The organism is Cupriavidus sp. TMH.W2, assembly GCF_050847365.1.
Lineage (GTDB): Bacteria > Pseudomonadota > Gammaproteobacteria > Burkholderiales > Burkholderiaceae > Cupriavidus.
This window is the reverse complement of the sequence record NZ_CP193792.1, coordinates 1,348,035-1,374,129: the sequence shown is the minus strand read 5'-3', so window position 1 is coordinate 1,374,129 and position 26,095 is coordinate 1,348,035. Positions and strand designations below refer to the sequence as shown.

The following is a 26,095-nucleotide window of genomic DNA, read 5'->3' as shown; positions in this document are numbered from 1 at the left end:
CCGTGGTCGTCTGCGTCGTCGTCATCGCCAGCGTATTCCCAGTGGGCTTAACCGCCTTCCCACACCTCGTCCCAGGCTTCTTCTTCGTCGTCGGCCTGCGCGCCTTCGAAGTCCAGCGCATCGATCAGCGCCTGCAGGTCCTCGGGCGGCTGCGCGGTCCACGACATGTGCCGGCCGGTGGCCGGATGCACCAGGCCGAGCTTGTAGGCATGCAGCGCCTGGCGCTCGTACGGCACGGGGAGCGGCACACGGATCGCCGGGCGCTGGCCGCGCTGCGTGGCGCGGAAATAAACCGGGTCGCCCACCAGCGGATGGCCGATGGATTCGAAATGCACGCGGATCTGGTGCGTGCGGCCGGTCTCGAGCTTGCACATCACCATCGACACGAAGCTCCGCCCGAGCGGCACCGTGGCCAGCGTGCGAAAGTGCGTGCGCGACGGCTTGCCGCTGGCGGTATGCACGATCGCCATGCGCGTGCGCTCGCGCGGATCGCGGCCGATGGGCGCGTCGATGGTGCCTTCGTCGTAGGTGCGGCCCCACACCAGCGCGATATAGGTGCGCTTGACCGTGCGCGCCTGCAGCTGGCGCACCAGGTCGGTCTGCGCGGTCAGTGAGCGTGCCACCACCATCAGGCCCGAAGTTTCCTTGTCGAGCCGGTGCACGATGCCCGCGCGCGGCAGCGCTGCGGCGGCCGGGTCGCGGTGCAGCAGGCCGTTGAGCACGGTGCCGCTCCAGTTTCCGGCAGCCGGATGCACCACCAGCCCGGCGGGCTTGTTGATCACCAGCAGGGTGTCGTCTTCATAGACCACGTCCAGCGGCACGTCCTCGGGCGAGAAGGCCGACGATTCCGGCGCGTCCTGCGGCTGGATCTCGATCCGGTTGCCCATCTGCACCGCGTCGCGCGGACGGCGCACCTGGCCGTCGACGCGCACCGCGCCGCTTTCGATCCACTGCTGCAGGCGGCTGCGTGAAAACTCGCTGAAGTGACGCGCCAGCAATTTATCGAGCCGCTCGCCGTGCGAGGCGCTATCGACCTCCAGCGACAGGCTCACGGCTTCTTTGGCGCTGCCGGACGGCGTCTCGGCAAGGTCTTCGAATTCCTCGGGATTGGCCTCGAAATCGGCCACGGACGCGGCCGCGCGCATCCGTTCTGGTGGAAGTCCTCCCACGCCGTCTCCTGCTTCGGATTTGGGCTGGGGGCTTGGGCTATAATGCTTGACGCTATTTTTCTTCATCCGGGATACGATTGCCCATGCAATTGCAGAGCATGAAACGCGCGCGCTGGCGCACGACAATAGGAGCGGTTCTGCTCGCAGGCGGCTGCGTCATGCTGTCTGCATGCGGCCTGCTCGCGGACCAGCCCGACGAGACCGCCGGCTGGTCGGCCAACAAATTATATTCGGAAGCCAAGGATGCGCTGGATGGCGGCGACTACACGCGCGCCGTCAAGCTGTATGAAAAGCTCGAAGGCCGCTATCCGTTCGGCCGCTATGCGCAGCAGGCGCAGATCGATACCGCCTACGCCAACTACAAGGATGGCGAAACCGCGGCGGCACTGGCGGCGGTGGACCGCTTCATCCAGCTGCACCCGAACCACCCCAACATCGATTACGCCTACTACCTGAAGGGGCTGATCAACTTCAACGACAACCTGGGCTGGCTGGGCCGCTTCTCGGGCCAGGACCTGAGCGAGCGCGATCCCAAGGCCGCGCGCGCCGCGTACGACGCCTTCCATACGCTGATCACGCGTTACCCGGAAAGCAAGTACACCCCCGACGCCACGCTGCGCATGCAGTACATCGTCAACGCGCTGGCCCAGCATGAAGTGCATGCCGCGCGCTACTACTACAAGCGCGGCGCCTACCTGGCGGCGGTCAACCGGGCCCAGCAGTCGCTGAAGGACTACGACGGTGCACCGGCCAACGAAGAGGCCCTGTACATCATGATCCGCTCGTATGACGCGATGGGCATGAAAGACCTGCGCGACGACACCGCGCGCGTGATGGAGAAAAACTTCCCCGGAAGCGACTTCATCAAGTACGGCGCGCGCCGCAAGGACAAGTCCTGGTGGGAAGTGTTCTGATGCCGGCCGGGAAGCGGCCATAAAGAAAAACGGGACGTATCATTCGATACGTCCCGTTTTTCTTTGCCCCGGCGCCTGCGGCGATCAGTCCTCTGCCGGGTCTTGGGCGCCGGCCTCGGCCTGCTCCGCCGCAGCCTCCTTGCCGGGACCGCGCAGCGACTCCAGGAACCGCACCACCGTCGCCGCGTCGCGCGTGCGCGTGAACGGGGGCAGGCTCTGCCAGATCTGGCGGCCATAGGGCTTTTCGACCAGGCGCGTGTCGAAGATCGCCAGCACGCCGCGGTCCGATTCCGAGCGGATCAGCCGCCCCGCCCCCTGCTTGAGCGTGATCACCGCATGCGGCAGCTGGTGCACGGCAAACGGACTCAGGCCTTTCTTCTGCAGCACTTCCATGCGCGCGGCCAGCACCGGGTCGTCCGGCGGCGCGAACGGCAGCTTGTCGATGATTACCAGCGACAGCGCCTCGCCGCGCACGTCCACCCCTTCCCAGAAGCTCTGGCTGCCGACCAGCACCGCATTGCCCAGTTCGCGGAAGCGGTCCAGCAGTTCGGTGCGGCTGGCCTGGCCCTGCACCAGCAGCGGCAGGTTCAGGCCGCGCTCGGCAAAGGCGTCGTACAGCAGGTCGGAAGCACGCTGCACGGCGCGCAGCGTGGTGCACAGCAGGAAGGTGCGCCCGCCTGCCGCCTCGATCAGCGGCAGCGCCGCCTGCACCACGGCATCGGTGAACTGCGGCGACTGCGGCGCCGGCATGTCGCGCGGCACATAGAGCAGGCCCTGCTTCGCGTAGTCGAACGGGCTGGGCAGCGTCAGCGAGCGGTCCTTGTCCAGCCCCAGCTGCGCGGCGTAGTGGGTGAAATTGCCCTTCACCGACAGCGTGGCCGAGGTAAAGATCCACGCGCGCGGCTGGCCGTCGCGCTGGCGGGTGAAGATCGGCGCGATCGACAGCGGCGTGCGGTGCAGCTGCACGGTCTGCGAGAACACCTCGACCCAGCGCACGGTTTCGGGCCCGGCGGACACCGCGGGCGTTGCTTCGCCCTCACCTTCCGGCGGCTGCGGGGCCGGCGCGGCATCGGTGCGCCAGGCCGCCAGCTTGTTGGCGAGCTCCAGCGCGCGGCGGTGGCATTGCTGCAGCGATTCGGCGCGCTCGGCCTGGCTTTCGAGCATCTCGACGAAATCGGACAAGGCCTCGTCCAGCGCATCGAGCGTTTCGTTGAAAGGCTCGGCGATGCGGCGGTCGGCCTCGATCTGGCCCAGCGCCAGCCGCGCGTTGTCCTTGCTGAAGACCAGGCGCAGGTCGCGCGCGGCGCGTTCCAGCGGTGCGGCCAGCGCCACCCAGTCCACCGCATCGCGCGCATGCGACAGGCCCTCGGCCACGGTATCGCGGGCGATTTCCAGCAGCTGGCTGGTCGAGAGGGTCTCACCGAAGAACAGTGTGGCGGTCTCGGGCAACTGGTGCGCTTCGTCGAAGATCACGGTATTGGCCGCGGGCAGCAGTTCCGCCATGCCGGTGTCGCGCAGCACCACGTCGGCAAAAAACAGGTGGTGGTTGACCACCACCACGTCGGCCTGCTGCGCTTCCTTGCGCGCGCGCATCACAAAGCATTCCTTGTAATGCGGGCATTCCGATCCCAGGCAGTTGTCGCGCGTGGAGGTCACCATCTGCCACACCGGCGCGTTCTCGGGCACGGAGGCCAGCTCGGCCTTGTCGCCGGTGGAAGTTTCCTTGATAAAGCGGCCGATATCGCGCAGCCACGCCGCATCCTGGCGCGATGCCAGGCGCCCGCCTGCCTGCGCGCGTTCCAGGTGGTAGTGGCAGACGTAGTTGGCGCGGCCCTTGAGCAACGCCACCGAGACCGGCACGTTGAGCGCGTGGCGCACCGTGGGAATGTCGCGCAGGTAGAGCTGGTCCTGCAGGTTCTTGGTGCCGGTGGACAGGATCACCTTGCCGCCCCACAGCATGGCCGGGACCAGGTAGGCGTAGGTCTTGCCGGTGCCGGTGCCCGCCTCGACGATGACGGCATCGTTCTGCGCGATCGCGTCGGCGACAGCCTCGGCCATCTTGTGCTGCGACGCGCGCGGCCGGTAGCCGGGAATGGCCTGGGCCAGCGTGCCGGTATCGGCAAAGATGGTGGCAAGCTCGGCGCCGCGGCTGGCGCCCGCATCGGCGGGGCCGGCATGCGCGGGCGCCTCGGCGTCGCTCACGCCGAGGTCATCGGACAGCTCAGGGGATTCTGGATGATCGGACAAGGCAGGGGGGATATTTTATGGGCCGCCGGGCAGAATCCGGCAGCATTCGGCAGCCTGGCGCGGATGCGCTCAGGCCGGCACGTCGGGTTCTAGCTGCAGTTGCAGCAGCGTGATCGCGTCCTTCAGCTTCAGGCGGCGCTTTTTCAGCCGGCGCAGTTGCAGCTCGTCATGCACGGCGTCGCTGGCGAGCCGGTCGATCAGGAAGTCGAGGTCGCGGTGCTCGATCTGCAACTCCATGATGCGCCGCTCCAGGGTGTTCAGGTTGCTGTCCATCTATGCCTCCGCTGCGCAGTCACGGTGCCGGGCTTCAGAAGCCGAACGGGCGCGGCGCCGACGCCTGGCCCTGTTGCTCCTTCGCCTTGGCGCGGCGCTCTTCCAGTTCCTTCTGGCGCTGTTCGAGGTCGCGCTGCTTGGCCTCGTATGCCTTCACGTTCTCCTGGCGCTGGCGGGCCTGCTCCGCGCCCTTCTGCTGCGCCTCCTGCATGCGGGCATCGAAGTCGGATTGCTTCTTCTCATACGCCTGCGCATTGGCGGCACGCTGCGGCGCCTCGCCCTGGCGCTGCGCGTCGCGCAACTGCTGTTCCTGCTGCTTCTTCTCGAAGGCCTGGCGGCTGGTCTGCTCGCTGGCGGCGCGCTGCGGCTGGCTGGCCTCGAACTCGGCGCGGCGCAGGGCCTGTTCGCGGTCGCGGTCGGCGGCGCGCTGGGCACGTTCGGCCTCGCCCACGTCCAGTTCGCGCTTGCGCAGCACCGCCAGTTCCTCGCGCTGGGCTTCCTTGGCCTTGTCGATGCAGTGGTTGACAAAGAACTTGCCGTAGCACTCGCGCTCGGCCGCGGCAAAGCGGTAGTTGGTCCAGGCGCGCGAATCGCCAATCGCCTGGCGCTCGGCGGCAAAGTCGCGCGGGGCGCCCGTGGCAGCGCCGGCGGCGGACGGCGCGGCAGGCGCGGAAGCCTGCGCATGCGCTTCGCGCAGCGGCATCAGCACGGCGCTAGCCGCCACGGCCAGTGCCGCCAGGCGGCCGAAGCGGAACAGGGAAGATGCGGGCACGTTGGCGAAGGTTGGCATGGCCAGGAGGGTGGCCTGGACGGCGGCCGGACGGGACTTGACGATCATGACCGGATTCTAGCATCCGGGCCGCGCACCGGCCTGCCCCGCCTCCCGTCCAGACGTGCTCGGGAAGCCGCCCGCCGCGCCCCCATTGTCCTCCCCGGCAAACCGCTAGCGCGCTTGTGGCAAAATGCCCCGCTTTCGACTGACTGCGTTTCACGCCGCGCTCTCCGATGTCCAACCTGCCCGCATCCGTCTCGCAAAAGATTGTCTCGCTCATCGCGGCTGAACTGTCCGTGCAGCCCCGCCAGGTGGCCGCGGCCGTAGCGCTGCTTGACGAAGGGGCCACCGTCCCCTTCATCGCCCGCTACCGCAAGGAAGTGACCGACAACCTGGATGACACGCAACTGCGCAACCTGGAAGAACGCCTGCTGTACCTGCGCGACATGGAAGACCGCCGCGCGGCCATCCTCGCGTCGATCCATGAGCAAGGCAAGCTCACGCCCGAGCTGCAAGCCGCCATCGAGGCCGCCGAGACCAAGCAGACGCTGGAAGATCTCTACCTGCCCTACAAGCCCAAGCGCCGCACGCGCGCCCAGATCGCGCGCGAATGCGGGCTGGAGCCCCTTGCCCTGGCGCTGCTGGCCGACCCGACGCTGGACCCGCAGGCCGAGGCTAGCAAGTACGTCAACGGCAATCCCACCGCCGACGGCGGCGTGCCCGACGTCAAGGCCGCGCTGGACGGCGCGCGCGACATCCTGTCCGAGCAGTTCGGCGAGACCGCCGAACTGCTGGGCAAGCTGCGCGAGCACCTGTGGAGCAACGGCGTGGTGGCCTCCACCGTGATGGAAGGCAAGGAAACCGCCGAGGAAGAGAAGTTCCGCGACTACTACAGCTACAGCGAGACCATCCGCACGGTGCCGTCGCATCGCGCGCTGGCGCTGTTCCGCGGCCGCAACGCGGGCGTGCTGATGGTCAAGCTGGGCCTGGGCGAAGAGCAGGACGCGATGGTGCCGCACCCGTGCGAAGGCATGATCGCGCGCCACGTCGGCATCCAGAACCTGGGCCGCCCGGCCGACAAGTGGCTGGGCGACGTTTGCCGCTGGTGCTGGCGCGTCAAGGTGCAGCCGCACCTCGAGACCGAACTGCTGACGCAGCTGCGCGAAACCGCCGAGGGCGAGGCCATCAAGGTCTTCGGCCGCAACCTGCATGAGCTGCTGCTGGCCGCGCCGGCCGGCCCCAAGTCGGTGATGGGCGTCGACCCGGGCATCCGCACCGGCTGCAAGATCGCGGTCGTCGACAGCACCGGCAAGCTGCTGGAAACCGCCACCATCTACCCGCACGAGCCGCGCCGCGACTGGAACGGCTCGCTCGCCACGCTGGCGCGCCTGGCAAAACAGCACAACGTGGCGCTGGTGTCGATCGGCAACGGCACCGCCAGCCGCGAGACCGACAAGCTGGTGCAGGACCTGATGAAGCAGATGCCCGAGCTGAAGCTGACCAAGATCGTGGTCAGCGAGGCCGGCGCCTCGGTCTACTCCGCGTCGGAACTGGCTGCCAAGGAATTCCCGGACCTGGATGTGTCGCTGCGCGGCGCGGTGTCGATTGCCCGCCGGCTGCAGGATCCGCTGGCGGAACTGGTCAAGATCGATCCCAAGTCGATCGGCGTGGGCCAGTACCAGCATGACGTCAACCAGCGCGAGCTGGCGCGCGCGCTCGACGCCGTGGTCGAGGACTGCGTGAACGCCGTGGGCGTGGACGTCAACACCGCCTCGGCGCCCCTGCTGGCGCGCGTGTCGGGACTGAACTCGGTGCTGGCGCGCAATATTGTCGAGTTCCGCGACGCCAACGGCGCCTTCGCCAACCGCGACTCGCTGAAGAAGGTGCCGCGGCTGGGCGACAAAACCTTCGAGCAGGCCGCCGGCTTCCTGCGCATCAACGACGGCGACAATCCGCTGGACCGCTCCTCAGTGCACCCGGAAGCGTATCCGGTGGTGCAGCGCATCCTGGAGCACGTCAAGAAGGGCCTGCGCGATGTGATGGGCAACCGCGAAGCGCTGCGCGGCCTGTCGCCCGAGAAATTCACCGATGCGTCGTTTGGCCTGCCGACCGTGCGCGACATCCTGACCGAACTGGAAAAGCCGGGCCGCGACCCGCGCCCTGAGTTCAAGACCGCGACCTTCCAGGAAGGCGTGGAAGACGTGAAGGACCTGCTGCCCGGCATGGTCCTGGAAGGCGTGGTCACCAACGTGGCGGCCTTCGGCGCGTTTGTCGATATCGGCGTGCACCAGGACGGCCTGGTCCATATCTCGGCGCTGTCCAGCAAGTTCGTCAAGGACGCGCACGAAGTGGTCAAGGCCGGCCAGATCGTCAAGGTCAAGGTGATGGAGGTCGACGTCAAGCGCAACCGCATCGGCCTGTCGATGCGCCTGGACGACGAGCCCGGCCAGGCCGCGGCGCGCGCCGGCGGCGACCGTGGCGACCGCGGTGGCCAGCGCAATGGCGGCGGCAAGGGCTCCAGCGGCGGGCGCCGCGAGGCGGAGCCGGCCGGCGCCATGGCCGCGGCCTTCGCCAAGCTCAAGCGCTGAGCCGCACGAAGATGGCAACACGCCCCGCACGGGAAACCGTGCGGGGCGTGTTTCATTTCAGCCGCTGTACGCGATCCGCACGGCCAGCCCCCCGCCCGCGCCATCCACGCGGTTGGCAAATGCGATCTCCAGCCCATGCAGCCGCGCCACGCGCTGCGCAATGGAAATGCCCAGCCCGTGCCCCTGCTCGCGCTGCCCCGAGCCGCCTCGGAAAAAGCGGTCGCCCAGCCGCGCCAGCACGTCGGGCGCCACGCCCGGGCCCTGGTCGCGCACCGTGACGCTGTCGGGCCGGAATTCGATCGTCACCAGCGCGCCCGGCGGGCTGTAGCGAATGGCGTTGTCGAGCAGGTTGCGCAGCAACAGCGACAGCAGGTTGGCGTCGCCCGCCACCGGCAATGGCGCCTGTCCTTGCGGCGGCCACACCAGTTCGACGTCGACCTGCTTCTGCTGCGCCAGCGCCAGGCAGTCCGACAGCGCCTGCTGCGCCACCGGCACCCAGTTGACCGGCTGGCGCGACGGCAGGCCGGCGGCATCTTCCAGCCGGCTCAGCGTCAGCAACTGCGACACCAGCCGGCTGATGCGGTCAATGCCGGCGGCCACGTTGGCGCGTGCCTGCGCGCGCTCGGCGTCATCGGCCGAGCGCTCGGCGATCTCCCACTGCGCCTTGAGCGCGGCCAGCGGCGTGCGCATCTCGTGCGCGGCATCGGCGGTCAGGCGCCGTTCGTGTTCGATCGAGTCGGATACGCGCGCCAGCAGGCAGTTCATCGCATGGACCAGCGGCACCAGTTCGCCCGGCACGCCTTGCAGGCTGAGCGGCCGGCGGTCCTCGGGGGCACGGCCCTCGATGTCCGTCGACAGGGCCCGCACCGGCGTCATGGCGCGCCGCATGAACCAGATCAGCAGGCCGATCAGCACAGGCAGGCCCGCGGCCCAAGGCAGCACCTGCGCGGCGATATAGGACAGGATCAGCTCATTGCGTTCACCCAGTTGCTGGCCCACGCACACGCGCCAGCCATGGTCGGGATCGTCGAGGTAGTACAGGCGCCACCGCACCTTGTTGATGGCGACGTCGGTAAAGCCCTTGACGCCCGGCGCGCGCGGCAGCAGCTCGCCGTCCGGATCGATATGCAGGGGCTTGCCGTCGGGCAGCCACGCGGCAATGGCAACGTCGCCCAGCCCGGCATCGCCCTGGTCGCCCTCAACCAGGTGGGGCTGCATGGCGCGCGCCGGCGCCGCCGCGACGTCCACCAGCGGCAGCACCGAATGCATCTGCAGCGCCATGCGCACCATGTCGGTGTCATAGAGCTCGTTGATTTCGTGGCGGGCGCGCACATAGGTCATGCCCATGGTCAGCAGCCATACCACCGGCGCGGCAATGAGCACTGCAAGGATGAGCCGGCGCTGCAGCGTCATGCGCAGTCGTCGGCCGCGCCGAGGGTGTAGCCGGCGCCGCGGAAGGTGCGCACGATCTTGGGGTGGATCTTGCGTCGCAGGTGGTGAATGTGGACCTCCAGCGCATTGCTTTCGACCCCGCCCTGCCAGTCATAGAGCTTGTCGCGCAGGAAGTCGCGTGTCAGCAGCCGGTTGGGATGCGCCAGCAGCAGTTCCAGCAGCATGGCTTCGCGGCTGGTCAGTTCCACCGACTTGCCGTGCCAGTACGCCTGGCGCGCGGCCGGGTGGAACGCCAGCGCGCCGTGCTTCCACACCGGCGACGACAGGCCGGCGGCGCGACGGGTGACGGCACGCAGCCGCGCCGCCAGCTCATCGAGGGCGATCGGCTTGACGAGGTAGTCGTCCGCACCGGCGTCCAGGCCGCCGATGCGGCTGTCAATCGCATCGCGCGCGGTCAGCACGATCACCGGGATGCGGCAGCCGCGCGCACGCCAGCGCGACAGCAGCGACATGCCGTCTTCCCCGGGCAAGCCCAGGTCCAGCACCACGGCATCGTAGTGGACCACGTCGAGCGCATGGTCGGCTTCGGCGCCGGCACCGAACCAGTCGACCGCATTGTCGAGCAACTGCAGGCCGCGCCGCAGACCATCGCCCAGCATCGGGTCGTCTTCAACAATAAGGATTCTCATTCTCTGATTAGTTGCAGCGTGTGTCGCCTGCGCGCCACGCCAGGCCCATGTACTGCGAACGTATCACGGCATTGTGCGCGAGCCGCCTTAATATTCAGTTAAGGTTCGCGAATTATCCTCCCGCTCTCCTTGCCAGCGCCTGTCCGTTCAACGCGGCGCTGAACTTTGCGTGGACAAGCCTGGCCACCCACGCCCCCCCACGCCTCGTTCACCCCTTTCACGCCGAGCCCATCCCGCATGCAGCATCGTTCCGATCGCCTCGCCGACGAGCCTGGGCACGACACCGCCCGGCCCGCCGCGCCGTGGCATGCCGCCCGCTTCGCAGGCATTCCCGTGGTTGCGCTGGTGGTGCTGGCCTTCGCACTGTTGTGGTTCGGCACGCTGGATGTGCGCCACCTGCTGGGCCCCGACGAAGGCCGCTATGCCGAGATCGCCCGCGAGATGCTGAGCACCGGCGACTGGGTCACGATCCGCTACAACGGGTTGAAGTACTTCGAGAAGCCGCCGTTCCATATGTGGGCCACCGCGGTGTCCTTCGCATTGGTCGGCATCGGCGACTGGCAGGCGCGGCTGTGCGTGGCGCTGTCCGGCATGGTCGGGCTGGGCGTGTCGATGCTGGCAGCCTCGCGCTGGTTCGGTGCGCGTGCCGGGCTGCTGGCCGGACTGGTGCTGGCGGCTGCGCCCATGTGGAACGTTGCCGCGCATTTCAATACCCTGGACATGACCCTGTCGGGCGTCATGGCCTGCGTGCTTGCGTTCATGCTGCTGGCCCAGCATCCGGACGCCACGCCGGCAGCGCGCCGCAACTGGATGCTGGCGTGCTGGGCGGCAATGGGCGTGGCAGTGCTGACCAAGGGCCTGGTGGGCCTGGCGCTGCCGGGGCTGGTGCTGGTGGTATACACCTGCGTGACGCGCGACCTCGCACTGTGGCGGCGCCTGCACGCACCGGCCGGGATTGCGCTGATGCTGCTGGTGACGGTGCCCTGGTTCTGGCTGGTGGCGCAGCGCAACCCGGAATTCCTGCGCTTCTTCTTTATCCATGAGCACTGGCAGCGCTACACCTCGACCGTGCATGCGCGCAAGGGTGCGCTGTGGTACTTCGTGCCGCTGCTGGTGGGCGGATTCCTGCCGTGGCTGGGCCTGGTGCCGGGCATGGTCCGCGCTGTCAGGCAGCGCGCCGGCGTGAGCAGCACCGGCGGCCCCGGCGCTATCAAGCCGTTCCAGCCGGCGCTGATGTCCGCCTTGTGGGCGGTGTCGATCTTCGTGTTCTTCAGCCTGTCGGGGTCGAAGCTGCCGGGCTACATTGTGCCCGTGTTCCCCGCGCTGGCCATCCTCGCAGGCGTGGCCCTGACCCAGACCGCCGAGCGCGCCTGGATCCGGCAACTGCGCGCCATGCTGGTCATCGGCGCCATCGGCCTGCTGGCAAGCCCGGTGGTGGCCACGCTGAATTCCAACAACACGCCGAACGTGCTGTACCGCGCCTATGCGATCTGGGCGGCTCTGGCTTTCGCGCTGGTGATTGCCAGTGCCGCCGTCGCGTTGTGGCTGCTGCGGCGGCAGGGCCGCATGGCCAGCGTCTCGGGCTATGCCTTCGGCATGCTGCTGGCATTCTCCACGGCGTTGCTGGGCCATGAAACCATCGGCCGTTCGGCGTCCGGCATCGACATGATCGCGCCGATCGAGCGCGTGCTGCGTCCCGCCATGCCGCTCTACGCCGTCGGCCTGCTTGACCATACCCTGCCCTTCTACCTGCGCCATCCGCTCACCATGGTGGCCCAGGCCGACGAGCTTGCCTTCGGCACCGAGCAGGAGCCGCAGAAGTGGCTCCCGACCCGCGATGCCTTCGTCGAAGCGTGGCAGCATGGCCCGCCCGCTGTCGCATTGCTGTCGCCGTCGGCGTTCGCCGAACTGAGCGCGCGCGCGCCGATGCATGTCATCGCACGCGACTGGCGGCGCGTTGCTGTGACCAACTTTCCCTTCGCCGGCGAGCGCTAGACGCGCCGGCGCATCCCTGAATCCCTGCCAGAGTTAAACCCCATGCAAGGCAAGAAAGTACTGATTCTTGGCGTCAACGGCTTCATCGGCCACCACCTGACGCGCCGCATCCTGGAAACCACGCCGTGGGAGGTCTACGGCATGGACATGTCGTCGGACCGCCTGGGCGACCTCGTCGACCACCCGCGCATGCACTTCTTTGAAGGTGACATCACCATCAACAAGGAGTGGATCGAGTACAACATCCGCAAGTGCGACGTGGTGCTGCCGCTGGTGGCCATCGCCACCCCGGCCACCTACGTGCGCCAGCCGCTGCGCGTGTTCGAGCTGGACTTCGAGGCCAACCTGCCGATCGTGCGCGCCGCCGTGAAGTACGGCAAGCACCTGGTGTTCCCGTCGACCTCCGAGGTCTACGGCATGTGCAGCGACGAAGAATTCGATCCCGAGGCTTCGCCGCTGGTCTACGGCCCGATCAACAAGCCGCGCTGGATCTACGCCTGCTCCAAGCAGCTGATGGACCGCGTGATCCACGCCTACGGCATGGAGCAAGGCCTGAACTACACGCTGTTCCGCCCGTTCAACTGGATCGGCGCCGGGCTCGACTCGATCTTTGAATCGAAGGAAGGCTCGTCGCGCGTGGTGACGCAGTTCCTCGGCCATATCGTGCGCGGCGAGCCGATCAAGCTGGTCGACGGCGGCGCGCAGCAGCGTGCCTTTGCCGATATCGCCGACGGCATCGACGCGCTGATGCGCATCATCGAGAACCCCAACGGCGTGGCCAGCGGCAAGATCTATAACATCGGCAATCCGGGCAATATCCACTCGGTGCGCGAGCTGGCCGAGATGATGCTGAAGATGGCAGCCGACTACCCGGAATACGCCGAGGAAGCGCGCAAGACGCAGATCGTCGAAACCTCGTCGGGCGACTTCTACGGCAAGGGCTACCAGGACGTGCAGCACCGCGTGCCGAAGATCGACAACACCATCGAGGAACTGGGCTGGAAGCCCGGGATCAGCATGGAAGCGGCGCTGCGCCGCATCTTCGAGGCGTACCGCGGCCACGTCAGCGATGCCCGCACCCTGGTGAACCAGGACTAAAATCCCGGCCCCGCCGGCTCAGGCGCCGGCGCGGATGGCAAAACCCCCGTGGTGGCCTGGCGGCGCGCCCCGGGGGTTGAGAAGGATCGACGAATGCGGGCGCCGCGGCCCGCTCTTTCAGATCTCGACCTTGGTGCCCAGCTCCACCACCCGGTTGGCCGGGATCTGGAAGAAGTCGGACGGCTTGGCGCCGTTCTGGTGCATCCAGGCAAACAGACTCTCGCGCCACATCGACATGCCCGGCAGCTTGGACGGGATCACCGATTCGCGCGCGATGAAGAACGAGGTCTCCATCAGTTCAAAGTGCATGCCCAGCTTGCGGTCGGCCAGGTCCAGCACCCTCTGCACATCCGGCGTTTCTTTGAAGCCGTACTCCGACTTCAGGATATAGACGCCGCCGCCCAGGTCCTTGCTGCTCACGCGATTCTCATCGTCCACGTACGGAATATCGCGCGTGACGAAGGTCAGGAACACCACGCGCTCATGCAGCACGCGGTTGTGCTTCAGGTTGTGCAGCAGCGATACCGGCACCGAATCGGTATTGCCGGTCAGGAACACCGCGGTGCCCTCGACGCGGTGCGGCGGGTGCGCCAGCAGGCCGGCGATAAAAGGCTCGAGCGGGATGCCGTCTTCCAGGCTGCGCGCGCGCAGCAGCTTGCGGCCGCTGTGCCAGGTCATCAGCAGGAAGAAGGCCGTGGCGCCCATCAACAGCGGGAACCAGCCACCTTCGGCGATCTTCAGCAGGTTGGCCGCGAAGAACGCCAGGTCGACCAGCAGGAATGACAGGCCGATCAGCGTGACCAGCACCGGATTCCACTTCCAGACATTACGCATCACGACCGCCGCCAGGAAAGTCGTGATCACCATGGTCGTCGTGACGGCAATACCGTAGGCAGCTGCCAGGTTGTCAGATTTCTTGAACGCCATCACTACGATCACCACCAGTACCAGCAGGATCCAGTTGATCACCGGCAGGTAGATCTGGCCGATTTCCGCTGCAGAGGTATAGCGGATGCGCATGCGCGGCACGAAGCCAAGCTGGATGGCCTGACTGGTCAGCGAAAACGCTCCCGAGATCACGGCCTGCGAGGCAATCACGGTGGCGGCGGTCGCCAGCAGCACCATCGGCAGCTGCAGCATGTCCGGCACCATCAGGTAGAACGGATTGGAGATGTTTGCCGGATTGTTCAGCAACATCGCGCCCTGGCCAAAATAGTTGAGCATCAGGCAGGGCATCACCAGCGCGAACCACCCGTAGCGGATCGGGCGCGCGCCGAAATGGCCCATGTCAGCGTACAAGGCCTCGGCACCGGTCAGCACCAGGAACACCGAGCCCAGCACGACGAAGGCCTGCAGCGAATGCTCCAACAGGAAGCTGACCGCGTAGTGCGGGCTGACTGCCAGAAGGATGCCCGGCGCCTTCACCAGGTGCAGCAGCCCAAGCGCACCGAGCGCGAGGAACCACACAACCATGATCGGGCCGAACAGCTTGCCCACGGCTTGCGTGCCGCTGCGCTGAATGAAGAACAGCGCGCACAGGATCACCAGCGTGATCGGTATGACGTAATGCGACAGGCCCGGCGCGGCGATTTCCAGGCCTTCCACCGCCGACAGCACCGAGATTGCCGGCGTAATGACCGCGTCGCCATAGAACATGCAGGCACCAAAGATGCCCAGCATCATCAGCAGGTGCGCCATGCGCGAACGCGGCGCCGCTGTGCGCAGCGCCAGCGCCATCAGGGCCAGCACGCCGCCTTCGCCGTCGTTGTCGGCGCGCATCACGAACATCACGTATTTGAGCGAAACGACGATGATCATGGCCCAGAACAGCATCGAGATGATGCCAAGCACGGCCTCAGGGCTGAACGGAATGCCGTGTTCCTGGCTGAAGCATTCCTTGAGCGAGTAGAGCGGACTGGTGCCGATGTCGCCGAAGACGACGCCTACCGCACCGAGCACCAGGGCGCGCGTGCTGGGGCTCTCGACAAAATAATGGCTGGTTGTGGACTGGGTCATGAAATTGGGTCTGCTCGGCCGGCTCGCCGGCAGCTCTGTTGGCTCTGCCGCGGTCCGGTCCCATCCAGCGCAGCAGGAGGCTGCGCCCGTTTCCGGTTCATCTTGCGGTTCTTATTGCATTGCACAAACGCGCGCAATTCTAGTTGAACTGTCGGTTATCGACCACTGCGGCAAACAGGGATGCCGCTTTCGTGACTTCGCAAGGATGGGAGGGAAGCGGCCGATGGTCAAGCCCCGGCTGAGGAAAACTGCGTCACCTTGCGCCCCCAAGGGCGTTGCGGCAGAGCAACAGGAGCGCCTTATGAGGCACCTTGCGGTCAGACGCCGAGATAGCGGTCCAGCGCTTCGGGCTTGCCGGCGAGGTCCGACGCGGGGCCGGCCATCACTACCCGGCCCTTCTCCAGCACCACGGCGCGGTCGGCGTGCGCCAGCACCGAGCGGAAATTGCGGTCGACCACCACTGAGGCGATGCCGGTGCCGCGCACGGTGGCGATGACCGCCCAGATTTCGCGCACGATGCGCGGCGCCAGCCCTTCGGTGGCTTCGTCGAGCACCAGGCAGTCGGGGTTGGTCATCAGCGCGCGGCCGATGGACAACATCTGTTGCTCGCCGCCGGACAACTGCTGGCCGCCATGGGACAGGCGTTCCTTCAGGCGCGGGAACAGGTCGAGCACGCGCGCTTCGTCCCAGTCATCGCGGCCGTTGCAGCCCTTGCGCGCGGCCATCAGCAGGTTTTCACGCACCGACAGGCTGGGGAAGATGCCGCGGCCCTCAGGCACATAGGCCACGCCCAGGCGCGCCACCTCGAACGGCTGCGCGCGCGAGACGTCGCGGCCGGCCACCCGGATCTGCCCCTGGCGCTGGCGCACATGGCCCAGCAGCGTGCGCAACAGCGTGCTCTTGCCCATGCCGTTGCGCCCCAGCAGCCCGACCGTCTCGCCCGCGCCGACGATAAAGTCGACGTCGCGCAGCACATGGCTGGAGCCATACCAGGCGTTGATGCCGGTGGCCTCGATCATCGGCGCATTGGTCGGCGCATTGGTCGGCGCATTGCTCGGTGCATTCATGCGGCCTCGTCCTCTTCCTCGCCCAGGTAGGCGACCTGGACTTCGTGGTTGGTCCGGATCGCTTGCGGGCTGCCGGTGGCAATCACGGCGCCGTTGACCATCACGGTGATGCGGTCGGCGACCGAGAACACCGCGTCCATGTCATGTTCGACCAGAAGGATGGCGTGGCCTTCGCGCAGGCCGCGCAACAAGGCCAGCATCCGCGCCGACTCTTCCGCGCCCATGCCGGCCAGCGGCTCATCCAGCAGCAGCGCGACCGGCTGCGTGGCCAGGCACATCGCCACCTCCAGCTGGCGCTTCTGGCCGTGCGCAAGATCGCTGGCGAGGCGGCCCGCCAGATGCGCCAGGCCGGCGCGCTCCATCGCCTCATCGGCCAGTGCGGCGCTGGTGCGGCAGCCCTGGGCGCTTTCCCACAGGCGCCAGGCGCGCTGCGCGCGCGACTGCGCGGCCAGCCGGCAATTCTCGCGCACCGTCAGCGGCAGGAAGATATTGTTGCGCTGGTAGCTGCGCCCCACTCCGTGGCGCGCCAGCCGCGGCTGCGACCAGCCGGTCACGTCGTCGCCGTTCAGGCGCAGGCGGCCGGACGACGGCGGCAATTCGCCGGACAGCATATTGATCAGCGTGGACTTGCCCGCGCCATTGGTGCCGATCACGGCATGGATTTCATGCTGCGCCAGCGACAGGTCGACGCCCGCCACGGCGGTGAGGCCGCCGAAGCGGCGGGTCAGCTGCTGCGCCTGCAGGATCGGGGTGCCTTGCAATGTCATGCGGCCTCCGTATTGCGGCGTCCTTCGCCGCGGCTGTCCGCGGTGCCCGCGGCCTCATCCGTGCCGGTGCCGGCATCGCCATTGCGGCGTCCGCGCCGCCGGTGCCGCAGCACCGATGGCAGGCTGACCAGCCCGCGCGGCAGCAGCGCCACCGCGACAATGATGAAGCCGCCCATCAGCAGTTGCCAGTGCCTGGTCAGCGTACTGAACCACTCGGCCAGCAGCACGAACGAGAAGGCGCCCAGCACCGCGCCGGCCAGGCTGCCCACGCCACCCAGGATCACCATCAGCATGGCGTTGCCGGACTGGTGCCACGACGCAATCTCCGGATTGACGAAGCCAAACTGGATCGCATAGAGAAACCCGGCCAGCCCCGCCAGCAGCCCTCCCGCGACAAAGGCGCCAAGCTGGTAGCGGTATGTGGCATAGCCAGCCGCGCGCATGCGCTGCTCGTTGTGCCGGATGCCGACCAGCGCGTGGCCGAAGCGCGAGCGCAGCACCAGCATCAGCACCGCCACCGTCACCACCAGCCCCAGCCACACCATCCAGTAGAAGTGCATGGGGTCGTTGACCGTCAGCGGCTGTTGCCCGGGCACCGGGAATTCCGGCCGAAAGTAGACATAGGTGCCGTCGCTGCCGCCCGCGACATTGGTGTCATGGAAGACGAAATACACCATCTGCGCGAATGCCAGCGTCACCATGATGAAATACACGCCGCGCGTGCGCAGCACCAGCGCCCCTACCACCAGCGCCAGCACGGCCGATGCCGCGAGCGCGCCGGCCAGCAGCAGCCAGCCATTGCCGGGGCCGGCCTGCGGCGCCAGCATCGCGGTGGCATACGCCGCCATGGCAAAGTACGCGGCATGGCCCAGGCTGACCAGCCCGGTGTAGCCGATCAGCAGCTGCAGCGACAGCGCGAAGATCGCCATGATCATCACCTTGCTGAGCAGCTCGATATAGAACTTGTGGCTGTCAGCGGTCAGCAGCAGCGGCAGCCCGGCCAGCACCGCAAAGGCCACCAGCCAGCCCAGCGCGGTGGCAAGCGTGGCATTGCGGCCAAAGTGCCGGCGCGCCGGCGATGTCGTCGGATTCATGTCATCCCGCCTTGAACAGCCCCTGCGGCTTCCACAGCAGGATCACCGCCATCAGCAGGTAGATCAGCACGCCGGCCGCCTCCTGCCAGAACACCTTGCCGAAGGTATCGACAAAACCCAGCAACAGCGACGCCACCAGCGCCCCCTTGACCGAACCGATGCCGCCGATCACCACCACCACGAAGCAGACGATCAGCACCTGCGCGCCCATGCCCGGATAGACCGACGACACCGGCGCGGCAATCATGCCGGCGAGCACCGCCAGCGCCACGCCCAGCGCGAACACGAAGCGGTACAGCACCGTGATATTGATGCCGAGCGACTGCACCATCTCGCGGTTGGTGGCACCGGCGCGGATCATCATGCCCAGCCGGGTGCGGCGGATCACGTAGTACATCGCCACGGCCACCACCAGGCAGATGGCGGAGATAAAGAGGCGGTACACCGGATAGGTCATGTCGTTGCCGATCGCCAGCGCGCCGTCCAGCAGCGCCGGCACCTGCACGCCGTGCACGTCATCGCCGACCAGGATGCTGCGCAGTTCCTCGAACACCAGGATCAGGCCGTAGGTCATCAGCACCTGCTGCAGGTGGTCGCGCTCATACAGGTAGCTGAAGAAGGCCCACTCCAGCACGTAGCCGAACGCCACCGCCAGCACGATGCCTAGCGGAATGGCGATGAACAGGTTGCCGGTCAGACTGGCAAGCGTGAAGGCAAGGTAGGCGCCCAGCATGTAGAAGCTGCCGTGGGCGAGGTTGATCACGCCCATGATGCCGAAGATCAGCGTCAGGCCGCTGGCGACCAGGAACAGCAGCAGGCCATACTGCACGCTGTTCAGGCACTGGATCAGGAAGGAGACGATGTCCATGCGGAATGGAAGTTCAGCTGGTTACGGGCAGAGCCGACGGTGTTGGGTGCTCCAGCAGCGCCTGAGCTAGCCTCAGCAAGGTGTTCTCCCTCTCCCCTCATGGGGAGAGGGCCGGGGTGAGGGGTGGGCTAGCAAGGTGCCACATCCAGCGGAACCAACGGTTTTTTCCAGCACCGTGGCTCCGGCAAGCGCCCGCCCTCACCCCGCCCCTCTCCCGCACGCGGGAGAGGGGCCCCGAGGTATCGGAAGCGATCAATGGCTGAACCTGGCTGCAAGTTAAAGCCGGCAGCCGCGCGCAGGATCTGCCAGCGCCTTCACCGCCACCGCGCTGACCTTGTTCTCGCGTCCGTCGACCTTGCGCAGGTAGAAGTCCTGCACCGGGTTATGCGCCTTGGACAGCGTGAAGGCACCACGCGGGCTGTCGATCTTTGCCGCGCCCATGGCCTTGTACAGGTCTGCCTTGCGCGTCATGTCGCCCTTCACCGCGGTGGCGCCGGCCGCCAGCAGCTGGGCGGCATCGTAGCCCTGCACCGCGTACACGTCGGGCTGCAGCTTGTAGGTCTTGGCATAGTCCAGGCGGAAATTCTTGTCGCGCGGGTTGCTCAGGCCGTCGGCGTAGTGCAGCGTGGTTTCCAGCCCTTGCGCGGCGCTGCCCTGCGCCTCGAGCGTGCCGTCGGTCAGAAAGCCCGACCCATAAAGCGGGATCTTGTCCTTGAGCCCCGCCGCGGCCCAGTCCTTGACGAACTTGACGGCGCCGCCGCCGGCAAAGAACACGAACACGGCATCGGGCTTGAGCGAGGCCACTTCGGTGATCAGCGCCTGGAATTCGACATTGGGGAACGGCAGGTTCAGCTCCTTCACCACCTTGCCGCCCTTGGCTTCGAACGCTTCCTTGAAGCCCTTTACCGACTGCTCGCCGGCGGCGTACTTCCACGTCAGCGTCACCACCTTCTTCAGGCCGCGCTCGCCCAGCACCTGGCCCATGGCGTAGCCCGGCTGCCAGTTGGAGAACGAGGTGCGGAAGATGTTGGCCCCGCACAGCGGCCCGGTGGCCTCGTCCACGCCGGCGTTGGGGATGATCAGCAGCGTGTTGTTTTCCTTGGCCACCTTGACGATGCCCATCTGCACGCCGGAATGCACGGTGCCGACCACCACGTCGACCTGGTCGCGCTTGACCAGCTTGGTCGCGTTCTCCGGCGCCTTGGCCGGATCAGATTCATCGTCGACCTTGAAGTACTCGATGTCGCGGCCGCCGAGCTTGCCGCCCTGCTGCTGCACATACATGCGGAAGCCGTTCTCGATAGCGGTGCCCAGCGCGGCATAGGTGCCGGTGTACGGCAGCATGAAGCCGACCTTGATCTTGCCGCCCGGCGCCGCGGGCGCGGGGGCCGACGGCTGCGCGAACGCGCCGGCCATGGCAAAGACGGTGGCGACGGCAAGGCAGGCAGGCGCAAGCCTGCGCGAGGTGAAGCGACGCATGGTGTCTCCTGGTGGTCAAGCCGGTGGCTCGCTGGACCGTTGCCGGTCACCCCTGCCCTTGCCGTGTCCCGCGCTGGCGCATGCACCGTGAGGACCCTTCGCAACAGGCGGGAAGCCGAATTATTTTAGGTTTGAAGTATGCAGATTTATATGCCGAACGGCAGCCAGCGTCAACGGTTCTTTTTGGTCCCGGTGTGGCGAATGCCCGCATCGCGCGAGTTTAAGCAAGGTGGTGTGGGGGGCATATCGATGGATACCCTCGATCTGCGCCATGGTGCCGTACTCGTCGTCCTCGCCCTGCACCGCCAGCACCGGGCACTGCAGTCCGGACAGCAGCGGCCGCAGGTCCCAGTGGCGGAAATCGGGGTCGAGCCAGATATCGTTCCAGCCCCAGAAGGCGGAATCGACATCCGCGTGATGGCGCGCCAGCCGCTGGCGCAGGCCAGTTTCCAGGTAGGCCTTGCGCGTGGCAGCGATGCTGCGCACCGACAGGTCTTCGACCACGATATGCGGCGCCAGCACGGTGATGCCGGCCACTGCCTGCGGGAAGCTGGCCGCGTGGATCAGCGCGATCGAGCCGCCGTCGCTGTGGCCCAGCAGCCAGGGCGCGCCGTGCGCGCGGCCGGGACCGATGTCGAGCGCATCGAACAGCGCGGGCAGCGCCTCGCGCGCCTGCCGGTGCATGAAATCGGGCCGCCACTTCTCGTCGTGCGGCCGTGGTGTGGAACGCCCGTAGCCATAGCGGGAAAACACCAGCCCGCGGTAGTCGCCGGCCTCGCAGAATTCACGCGGGAAATCCCGCCACATGCTGACCGACCCCAGGCCCTCGTGCAGGAACACCACCAGCGGGCGCTCCTTGCGCTCGGGCCGCAGCCACTGGTACTCGATCTGGATACGGCGCTTGTCGAACGGAATTTCAACCAGGCTGCCTGGCATGGGCACGTTGTTCTCTTGCATCGGTTCAGTAAGGGAGGATCAGGCGCGCGCGCCTTCGGCCGCAGCCTGGCGCGCGGCGTCCTCGCGCTGGCGCAGCCGGAAGCGCTGGATCTTGCCGGTCGCGGTCTTGGGCAGCTCGGGCACGCATTCGATCTGGCGCGGGTACTTGTATGGCGCGAGGCGCGACTTGATAAAGGCCTGCAGTTCCGCCGCCATGCCGTCATGCCATTGCTGGCCGGGCCGCAGCACCACAAACGCCTTGGGCTTGACCAGTTCATCGGCATCGGTCACACCGATCACCGCCGCCTCAAGCACGGCCGGATGCTGCGCCAGCGCGGCCTCGACCTCGAACGGCGAGACATAGATGCCGCCCACCTTGAGCATGTCATCGCTGCGCCCGGCATAGGTGTAGTAGCCATCGGCATCGCGCAAGTACTTGTCGCCGCTGCGCGTCCATGCGCCGACAAAGGTATCGCGGCTCTTGTCGCGGTTGCACCAGTACATCAGCGCGGCGCTGGGGCCCTTGATGTAGAGATCGCCGATCTCGCCGGGCGCGCAGGGCTCGCCATGCTCGTCCAGCAGCTTCAGTTCGTAGCCCGGCACCGGCACGCCGGTGGTGCCGTAGCGCACCTCGCCCGGCCGGTTCGACAAGAAGATATGCAGCATCTCGGTGGAGCCGATGCCGTCCAGGATGTCGCAGCCGAAATGCGCCAGGAAGCGTTCGCCGATATCGCGCGGCAGCGCCTCGCCGGCCGAGGTGCAGACGCGCAGCGCCACCCCGGCGCGCGGCGGCAGGTCGGGCGCGGCCAGCATGCCCGCAAACAGCGTGGGGACGCCGCAGAACACCGTGGGCCGCTGCTCGCGCAGCCGTTTGAACACGGCCGCCGGCGTGGGCCGCTCGGCCATCAGCACGGTGGTGGCGCCGACCGACATCGGGAAGGTCAATGCATTGCCCAGCCCGTAGGCAAAGAACAGCTTGGCCGCCGAGAACACCACGTCGTCCTCGCGGATGCCCAGCACCCGCCGCGCATACAGGTCAGTCGTGTGGAACAGGTTGCCGTGGGTGTGGACGGTACCCTTGGGCCGGCCGGTGGAGCCGGACGAATACAGCCAGAACGCCATGTCGTCGGGGCCCGTGCTTGCCGCCGGCGCGGGAGAGCGCGTGCGCGCCAGCATCGCGCCGACGCTGCACGCCGGCGCAGCATCGCCGTGCGGCGCCGCCTGGATCACCGTCGGCGACAGCCCGCTCTTGTCGATCGCGGCCTTCATCACCGGCAGCAGCGGCTCGGACACCACCACCGCGCGCGCACCGCTGTGGCCAAGCATGTAGGCATAGTCGTCCGCGGTCAGCAGGGTGTTGACGGCCACCGGCACCACACCCGCCAGCAGGCAGCCGAGGAATACGGTCGGGAAATCGATGGTATCAAGCGCGCACAGCAGCAGTCGCTCTTCCTGGCGCAAGCCGGCCTCGCGCAGCGCGCCGGCAAAGCGGCGGGCGCGGGCATCGAGTTCGGCATAGGTCAGCGACGTGGTGTCATCGATATACGCGGTCTTGCCGCCGCGCCCGGCCCCGAGATTGCGCGACAGCAGGTCCTCGGCGGCGTTATAGCGTGGCGGCAGCGCCGCGATGCCACTGGCGGCACCGGCGGCACCGGCGGCGGTATCTGGGGGCGTCATGTCTGCACTCCTTGGTGTCGCACGCCGCGGCCTGCCGCTGGCCGGCAGGCATCGCGCCGGCGTCAGGCCAGTCGCTGTTCTGGTGTCCGGCAGTCTTGCACGCCGGCACTCGCTTGTTGATGCATTTTATTTCATATCAGCTATTATGCAAGCGAGGGAATGCACTATAGGACAGGGATTGTCGACGGTAGCCGCCTGAGGCGCCACTTGGCGCGCCGGGCCTGACCGTATAATGCGCCCTTGCATTGATTGCCGGACCCAACCCGACCCACACCATGCGCCGCGATTCCGCCCCGCTGCCCGCCGCCAACGCCGGAAATGCCGACAGCGCCGCCGAGGCCGACACGCGCCCCGCGCCTGCCGCCAACGGCGAACGCGACCCCTACCTGACGCAGCTGGGCGAGCGCATCCGCTCGCTGCGCGCCTCGCGCGGCATGTCGCGCAAGGACCTTGCCCGCGGCGCCGGCGTCTCCGAGCGCTACCTGGCCAACCTGGAAACCGGCACCGGCAATGCTTCGGTGCTGCTGCTGCGCCAGGTGGCGGGCGCGCTCGATGTGCCGCTGCCGGTGGTGCTGGCCGAAGTGGACAGCCTCAACGGGCAGCAAGCCAGCGAGTTCGCGCAGATGGTGCAATGGCTGGCGCAGTTGCCCGCCGGCGACCTGGCGCGCGTGCGCGAAGCCTGCCGCCACGCGCTGGCACCTGAAGAATCCGGCGATGCGCGCCACCGCCGCATCGCGCTGATCGGCCTGCGCGGCGCCGGCAAGTCGACGCTGGGGCGCGCGCTGGCAGCCGCCCGGGACGTGCCCTTCGTCGAACTGAACAACGTGATCGAACAGGAAGCGGGCGCCAGCCTGTCCGAGATCCACTCGCTGTACGGCCAGGCCGCCTACCGCCGCTACGAAATGCGCGCGCTGGAGCGGACCCTGCGCGAGCACGACCGCATGGTGCTGGCCACGCCCGGCAGCCTGGTCTCGGAACCCGCCACCTTCAACCTGCTGCTGGCCCAGTGCTACACCGTCTGGGTGCGCACCTCGCCCGAAGAGCATATGGCGCGCGTGGTAGCCCAGGGCGACATGCGGCCGATGGAAGGCAACCGCGAGGCCATGGCGGATCTGCGCCGCATCCTGCAGGCGCGCGCGCCGCTTTATGACCGCGCCGATATCTCGATCGACACCAGCGGCCAGGACGCCGCCACCTCGCTGCAGCGACTGCGCGCCCAGTTGCACGGCGTGGGCGCCTGATCCCGCCCATTGGCGGGCCAGCGTGACTGACAAAGTCATTGCACCGGCCGTCTCTATGCACTATATTTCATCAAAAGCCGCAAGGCACTATAGTGCACTCAGGAGACAGCCATGTCCATGCCGGCAACCGCCCTGCAACGCCCCGACGACACAGACAAGCCTGCGCCCGTCACCTTCGAGCGCCATCCCGACCAGTACCGCCACTGGAAACTGACCTTCAACGGCCCGGTTGCGACGCTCGCCATGGACGTCGATGAAGAAGGCGGCCTGCGCCCCGGCTACGCGCTCAAACTCAATTCCTACGACCTCGGCGTCGATATCGAACTGCACGACGCCCTGCAGCGGATCCGCTTCGAGCATCCGGAAGTGCGCACCGTGGTGCTGACCAGCGCGCGCGACCGCATCTTCTGCTCGGGCGCCAATATCTTCATGCTGGGGCAGTCGTCCCATGCATGGAAGGTCAACTTCTGCAAGTTCACCAACGAGACCCGCAATGGCATCGAGGATGCCAGCCGGCACTCGGGACTGAAGTTCATCGCCGCCTGCAATGGCACGACTGCCGGCGGCGGCTATGAACTGGCGCTGGCCTGCGACGAGATCGTGCTGGTCGATGACCGCTCGTCCGCGGTGAGCCTGCCCGAAGTGCCGCTGCTGGGCGTGCTGCCCGGCACCGGCGGCCTCACGCGCGTGACCGACAAGCGCCATGTGCGCCGCGACCACGCCGATATCTTCTGCACCACCACCGAGGGCGTGCGCGGGCAGCGCGCCAGGGACTGGAAGCTGGTCGATGATGTGGTCAAGCCGGCCCGCTTTGCCGGGCACATCGCCGAACGCGCGGCGGCGCTGGCGGCCACCAGCGATCGACCGCAGGGCCACCACGGCATCACGCTGACGCCGCTGTCGCGTGCTGTCGAGCCGAACGGCTACCGTTACGAGACCGTGCGCGTGCATGTCGATGCCGCGGCGCGCAGGGCCACGCTGACCGTGTTCGGACCGGACAAGCACCAGCCAACGGATCTCGCTAGCCTGGTCGCGGCCGGCGCGCAATGGTGGCCGCTGAAAATGTCCCGTGAACTCGACGATGCCATCCTGACGCTGCGCGCCAACCATCTCGATATCGGCATCTGGGTACTGAAGACCGATGGCGCCCCCGCCGCGGTGCTGGCGGCCGATGCACTGCTGCAGGCACACGCCGGCCACTGGTTCGTGCGCGAGACCATCGGCATGCTGCGCCGCACGCTGGCGCGGCTTGATGTGTCCTCGCGCAGCCTGATCGCGCTGATCGAGCCGGATTCCTGCTTTGCCGGGACGCTGCTGGAGCTGGCGCTGGCCGCCGACCGCAGCTACATGCTGCACCTGCCCGACGCCCCCGACGACGCGCCGCGCGTATTCGTCTCCGCGCTCAACTTCGGCCACTACCCCATGCCCAACGGGCAAACCCGGCTGTCGGCACGTTTCTACGGCGACGAAGTCGCGCTCACGGCGGTGCAGGAACACATCGGCGCGCCGCTGGATGCGCTCAGCGCCGACTCGCTCGGCCTGATTACCGCCGCGCCCGACGATATCGACTGGGAGGACGAGATCCGCATCGCGCTGGAAGAGCGCGCCAGCCTGTCGCCGGATGCGCTCACCGGGATGGAAGCCAACCTGCGCTTCGGCGGCGCCGAGACCATGGAGACGCGCATCTTCGGCCGCCTGACCGCATGGCAGAACTGGATCTTCCAGCGCCCCAACGCCGTCGGCGAGAACGGCGCGCTGAAGGTCTTCGGCAGCGGCAACAAGGCGCGTTTCGACTGGGACCGCGTGTAGCGGC

Annotated in this window: 20 protein-coding genes; 6 read left to right on the top strand and 14 right to left on the bottom strand. The window is 67.4% G+C overall.

Annotation, left to right across the window (positions count from 1 at the left end; translation table 11 throughout):
• Positions 1-47: 47 nt before the first annotated feature.
• On the bottom strand, positions 48-1,235 hold the full coding sequence (locus tag ACREYQ_RS06400; RefSeq protein ID WP_432259919.1) for an RluA family pseudouridine synthase: 1,188 nt from the start codon (positions 1,233-1,235) through the stop codon (positions 48-50).
• A gap of 17 nt (positions 1,236-1,252) precedes the next feature.
• Here ACREYQ_RS06400 and ACREYQ_RS06395 point away from each other — a divergent pair, with 17 nt between their 5' ends.
• Entirely contained in the window at positions 1,253-2,083 is an 831-nt protein-coding gene (locus tag ACREYQ_RS06395) for an outer membrane protein assembly factor BamD (protein ID WP_432259918.1), read from the top strand.
• An 84-nt stretch (positions 2,084-2,167) separates the two neighbouring features.
• Here the strand turns inward: ACREYQ_RS06395 and ACREYQ_RS06390 are convergent, their stop codons facing one another.
• The 3 genes from ACREYQ_RS06390 to ACREYQ_RS06380 form a co-directional block, all read right to left on the bottom strand.
• Positions 2,168-4,330: an ATP-dependent DNA helicase gene (locus ACREYQ_RS06390; protein WP_432259917.1), complete on the bottom strand. Its 2,163-nt coding sequence runs from the start codon at positions 4,328-4,330 to the stop codon at positions 2,168-2,170.
• A 69-nt stretch (positions 4,331-4,399) separates the two neighbouring features.
• Positions 4,400-4,603, bottom strand: a complete 204-nt coding sequence (locus ACREYQ_RS06385; protein WP_013956445.1) for a DUF465 domain-containing protein — start codon at positions 4,601-4,603, stop codon at positions 4,400-4,402.
• A gap of 34 nt (positions 4,604-4,637) precedes the next feature.
• The gene (locus ACREYQ_RS06380; RefSeq protein WP_432259916.1) at positions 4,638-5,441 is read right to left on the bottom strand and encodes a hypothetical protein; all 804 of its coding nucleotides are present in this window, start codon (positions 5,439-5,441) and stop codon (positions 4,638-4,640) included.
• A gap of 167 nt (positions 5,442-5,608) precedes the next feature.
• Between ACREYQ_RS06380 and ACREYQ_RS06375 the strand changes: the two genes are divergently transcribed.
• Positions 5,609-7,963 (top strand): Tex family protein, encoded by a 2,355-nt coding sequence (locus tag ACREYQ_RS06375; RefSeq protein ID WP_432259915.1) that lies wholly within the window; start codon positions 5,609-5,611, stop codon positions 7,961-7,963.
• 57 nt (positions 7,964-8,020) lie between these two features.
• Here the strand turns inward: ACREYQ_RS06375 and ACREYQ_RS06370 are convergent, their stop codons facing one another.
• Together ACREYQ_RS06370 and ACREYQ_RS06365 are read right to left on the bottom strand one after the other, a co-directional pair.
• Positions 8,021-9,376, bottom strand: a complete 1,356-nt coding sequence (locus tag ACREYQ_RS06370; RefSeq protein WP_432259914.1) for an ATP-binding protein — start codon at positions 9,374-9,376, stop codon at positions 8,021-8,023.
• A complete protein-coding gene (locus ACREYQ_RS06365; protein ID WP_432259913.1) occupies positions 9,373-10,044 on the bottom strand; it encodes a response regulator in 672 nt (223 codons plus the stop codon). The genes ACREYQ_RS06370 and ACREYQ_RS06365 overlap by 4 nt, the downstream gene beginning before the upstream one ends.
• Positions 10,045-10,281: 237 nt before the next feature.
• Here ACREYQ_RS06365 and ACREYQ_RS06360 point away from each other — a divergent pair, with 237 nt between their 5' ends.
• Positions 10,282-12,039, top strand: coding sequence for a glycosyltransferase family 39 protein (locus ACREYQ_RS06360; protein ID WP_432259912.1), 1,758 nt, complete (start codon positions 10,282-10,284; stop codon positions 12,037-12,039).
• 42 nt (positions 12,040-12,081) lie between these two features.
• Positions 12,082-13,137: a bifunctional UDP-4-keto-pentose/UDP-xylose synthase gene (locus ACREYQ_RS06355; protein WP_432259911.1), complete on the top strand. Its 1,056-nt coding sequence runs from the start codon at positions 12,082-12,084 to the stop codon at positions 13,135-13,137.
• Positions 13,138-13,254: 117 nt separating this feature from the next.
• Here ACREYQ_RS06355 and ACREYQ_RS06350 read toward each other — a convergent pair whose 3' ends face one another.
• From ACREYQ_RS06350 to ACREYQ_RS06315, 8 genes are all read right to left on the bottom strand, one after another.
• Positions 13,255-15,153, bottom strand: a complete 1,899-nt coding sequence (locus ACREYQ_RS06350) for a potassium transporter Kup (RefSeq protein ID WP_432259910.1) — start codon at positions 15,151-15,153, stop codon at positions 13,255-13,257.
• Between the two features lie 317 nt (positions 15,154-15,470).
• Positions 15,471-16,220, bottom strand: coding sequence for an ABC transporter ATP-binding protein (locus ACREYQ_RS06345; RefSeq protein ID WP_432259909.1), 750 nt, complete (start codon positions 16,218-16,220; stop codon positions 15,471-15,473).
• Positions 16,217-16,987 (bottom strand): ABC transporter ATP-binding protein, encoded by a 771-nt coding sequence (locus ACREYQ_RS06340; RefSeq protein ID WP_432259908.1) that lies wholly within the window; start codon positions 16,985-16,987, stop codon positions 16,217-16,219. Before ACREYQ_RS06340 ends, ACREYQ_RS06345 begins: the two co-directional genes overlap by 4 nt.
• Positions 16,984-18,081 carry a branched-chain amino acid ABC transporter permease gene (locus ACREYQ_RS06335; protein ID WP_432259907.1) on the bottom strand — a complete coding sequence of 366 codons (1,098 nt, stop codon included), beginning with the start codon at positions 18,079-18,081 and terminating at the stop codon, positions 16,984-16,986. Before ACREYQ_RS06335 ends, ACREYQ_RS06340 begins: the two co-directional genes overlap by 4 nt.
• A gap of 1 nt (position 18,082) precedes the next feature.
• Positions 18,083-18,949: a branched-chain amino acid ABC transporter permease gene (locus tag ACREYQ_RS06330; protein WP_432259906.1), complete on the bottom strand. Its 867-nt coding sequence runs from the start codon at positions 18,947-18,949 to the stop codon at positions 18,083-18,085.
• 276 nt (positions 18,950-19,225) lie between these two features.
• Entirely contained in the window at positions 19,226-20,428 is a 1,203-nt protein-coding gene (locus ACREYQ_RS06325; RefSeq protein WP_432259905.1) for an ABC transporter substrate-binding protein, read from the bottom strand.
• 120 nt (positions 20,429-20,548) lie between these two features.
• Positions 20,549-21,385, bottom strand: coding sequence for an alpha/beta fold hydrolase (locus ACREYQ_RS06320; protein ID WP_432259904.1), 837 nt, complete (start codon positions 21,383-21,385; stop codon positions 20,549-20,551).
• Between the two features lie 18 nt (positions 21,386-21,403).
• Positions 21,404-23,041, bottom strand: coding sequence for a benzoate-CoA ligase family protein (locus ACREYQ_RS06315; RefSeq protein ID WP_432259903.1), 1,638 nt, complete (start codon positions 23,039-23,041; stop codon positions 21,404-21,406).
• A gap of 275 nt (positions 23,042-23,316) precedes the next feature.
• Between ACREYQ_RS06315 and ACREYQ_RS06310 the strand changes: the two genes are divergently transcribed.
• On the top strand, positions 23,317-24,282 hold the full coding sequence (locus ACREYQ_RS06310; protein ID WP_432259902.1) for a helix-turn-helix transcriptional regulator: 966 nt from the start codon (positions 23,317-23,319) through the stop codon (positions 24,280-24,282).
• A gap of 111 nt (positions 24,283-24,393) precedes the next feature.
• A complete protein-coding gene (gene boxC, locus ACREYQ_RS06305) occupies positions 24,394-26,091 on the top strand; it encodes a 2,3-epoxybenzoyl-CoA dihydrolase (RefSeq protein ID WP_432259901.1) in 1,698 nt (565 codons plus the stop codon).
• The last annotated feature ends 4 nt before the right edge of the window (positions 26,092-26,095 follow it).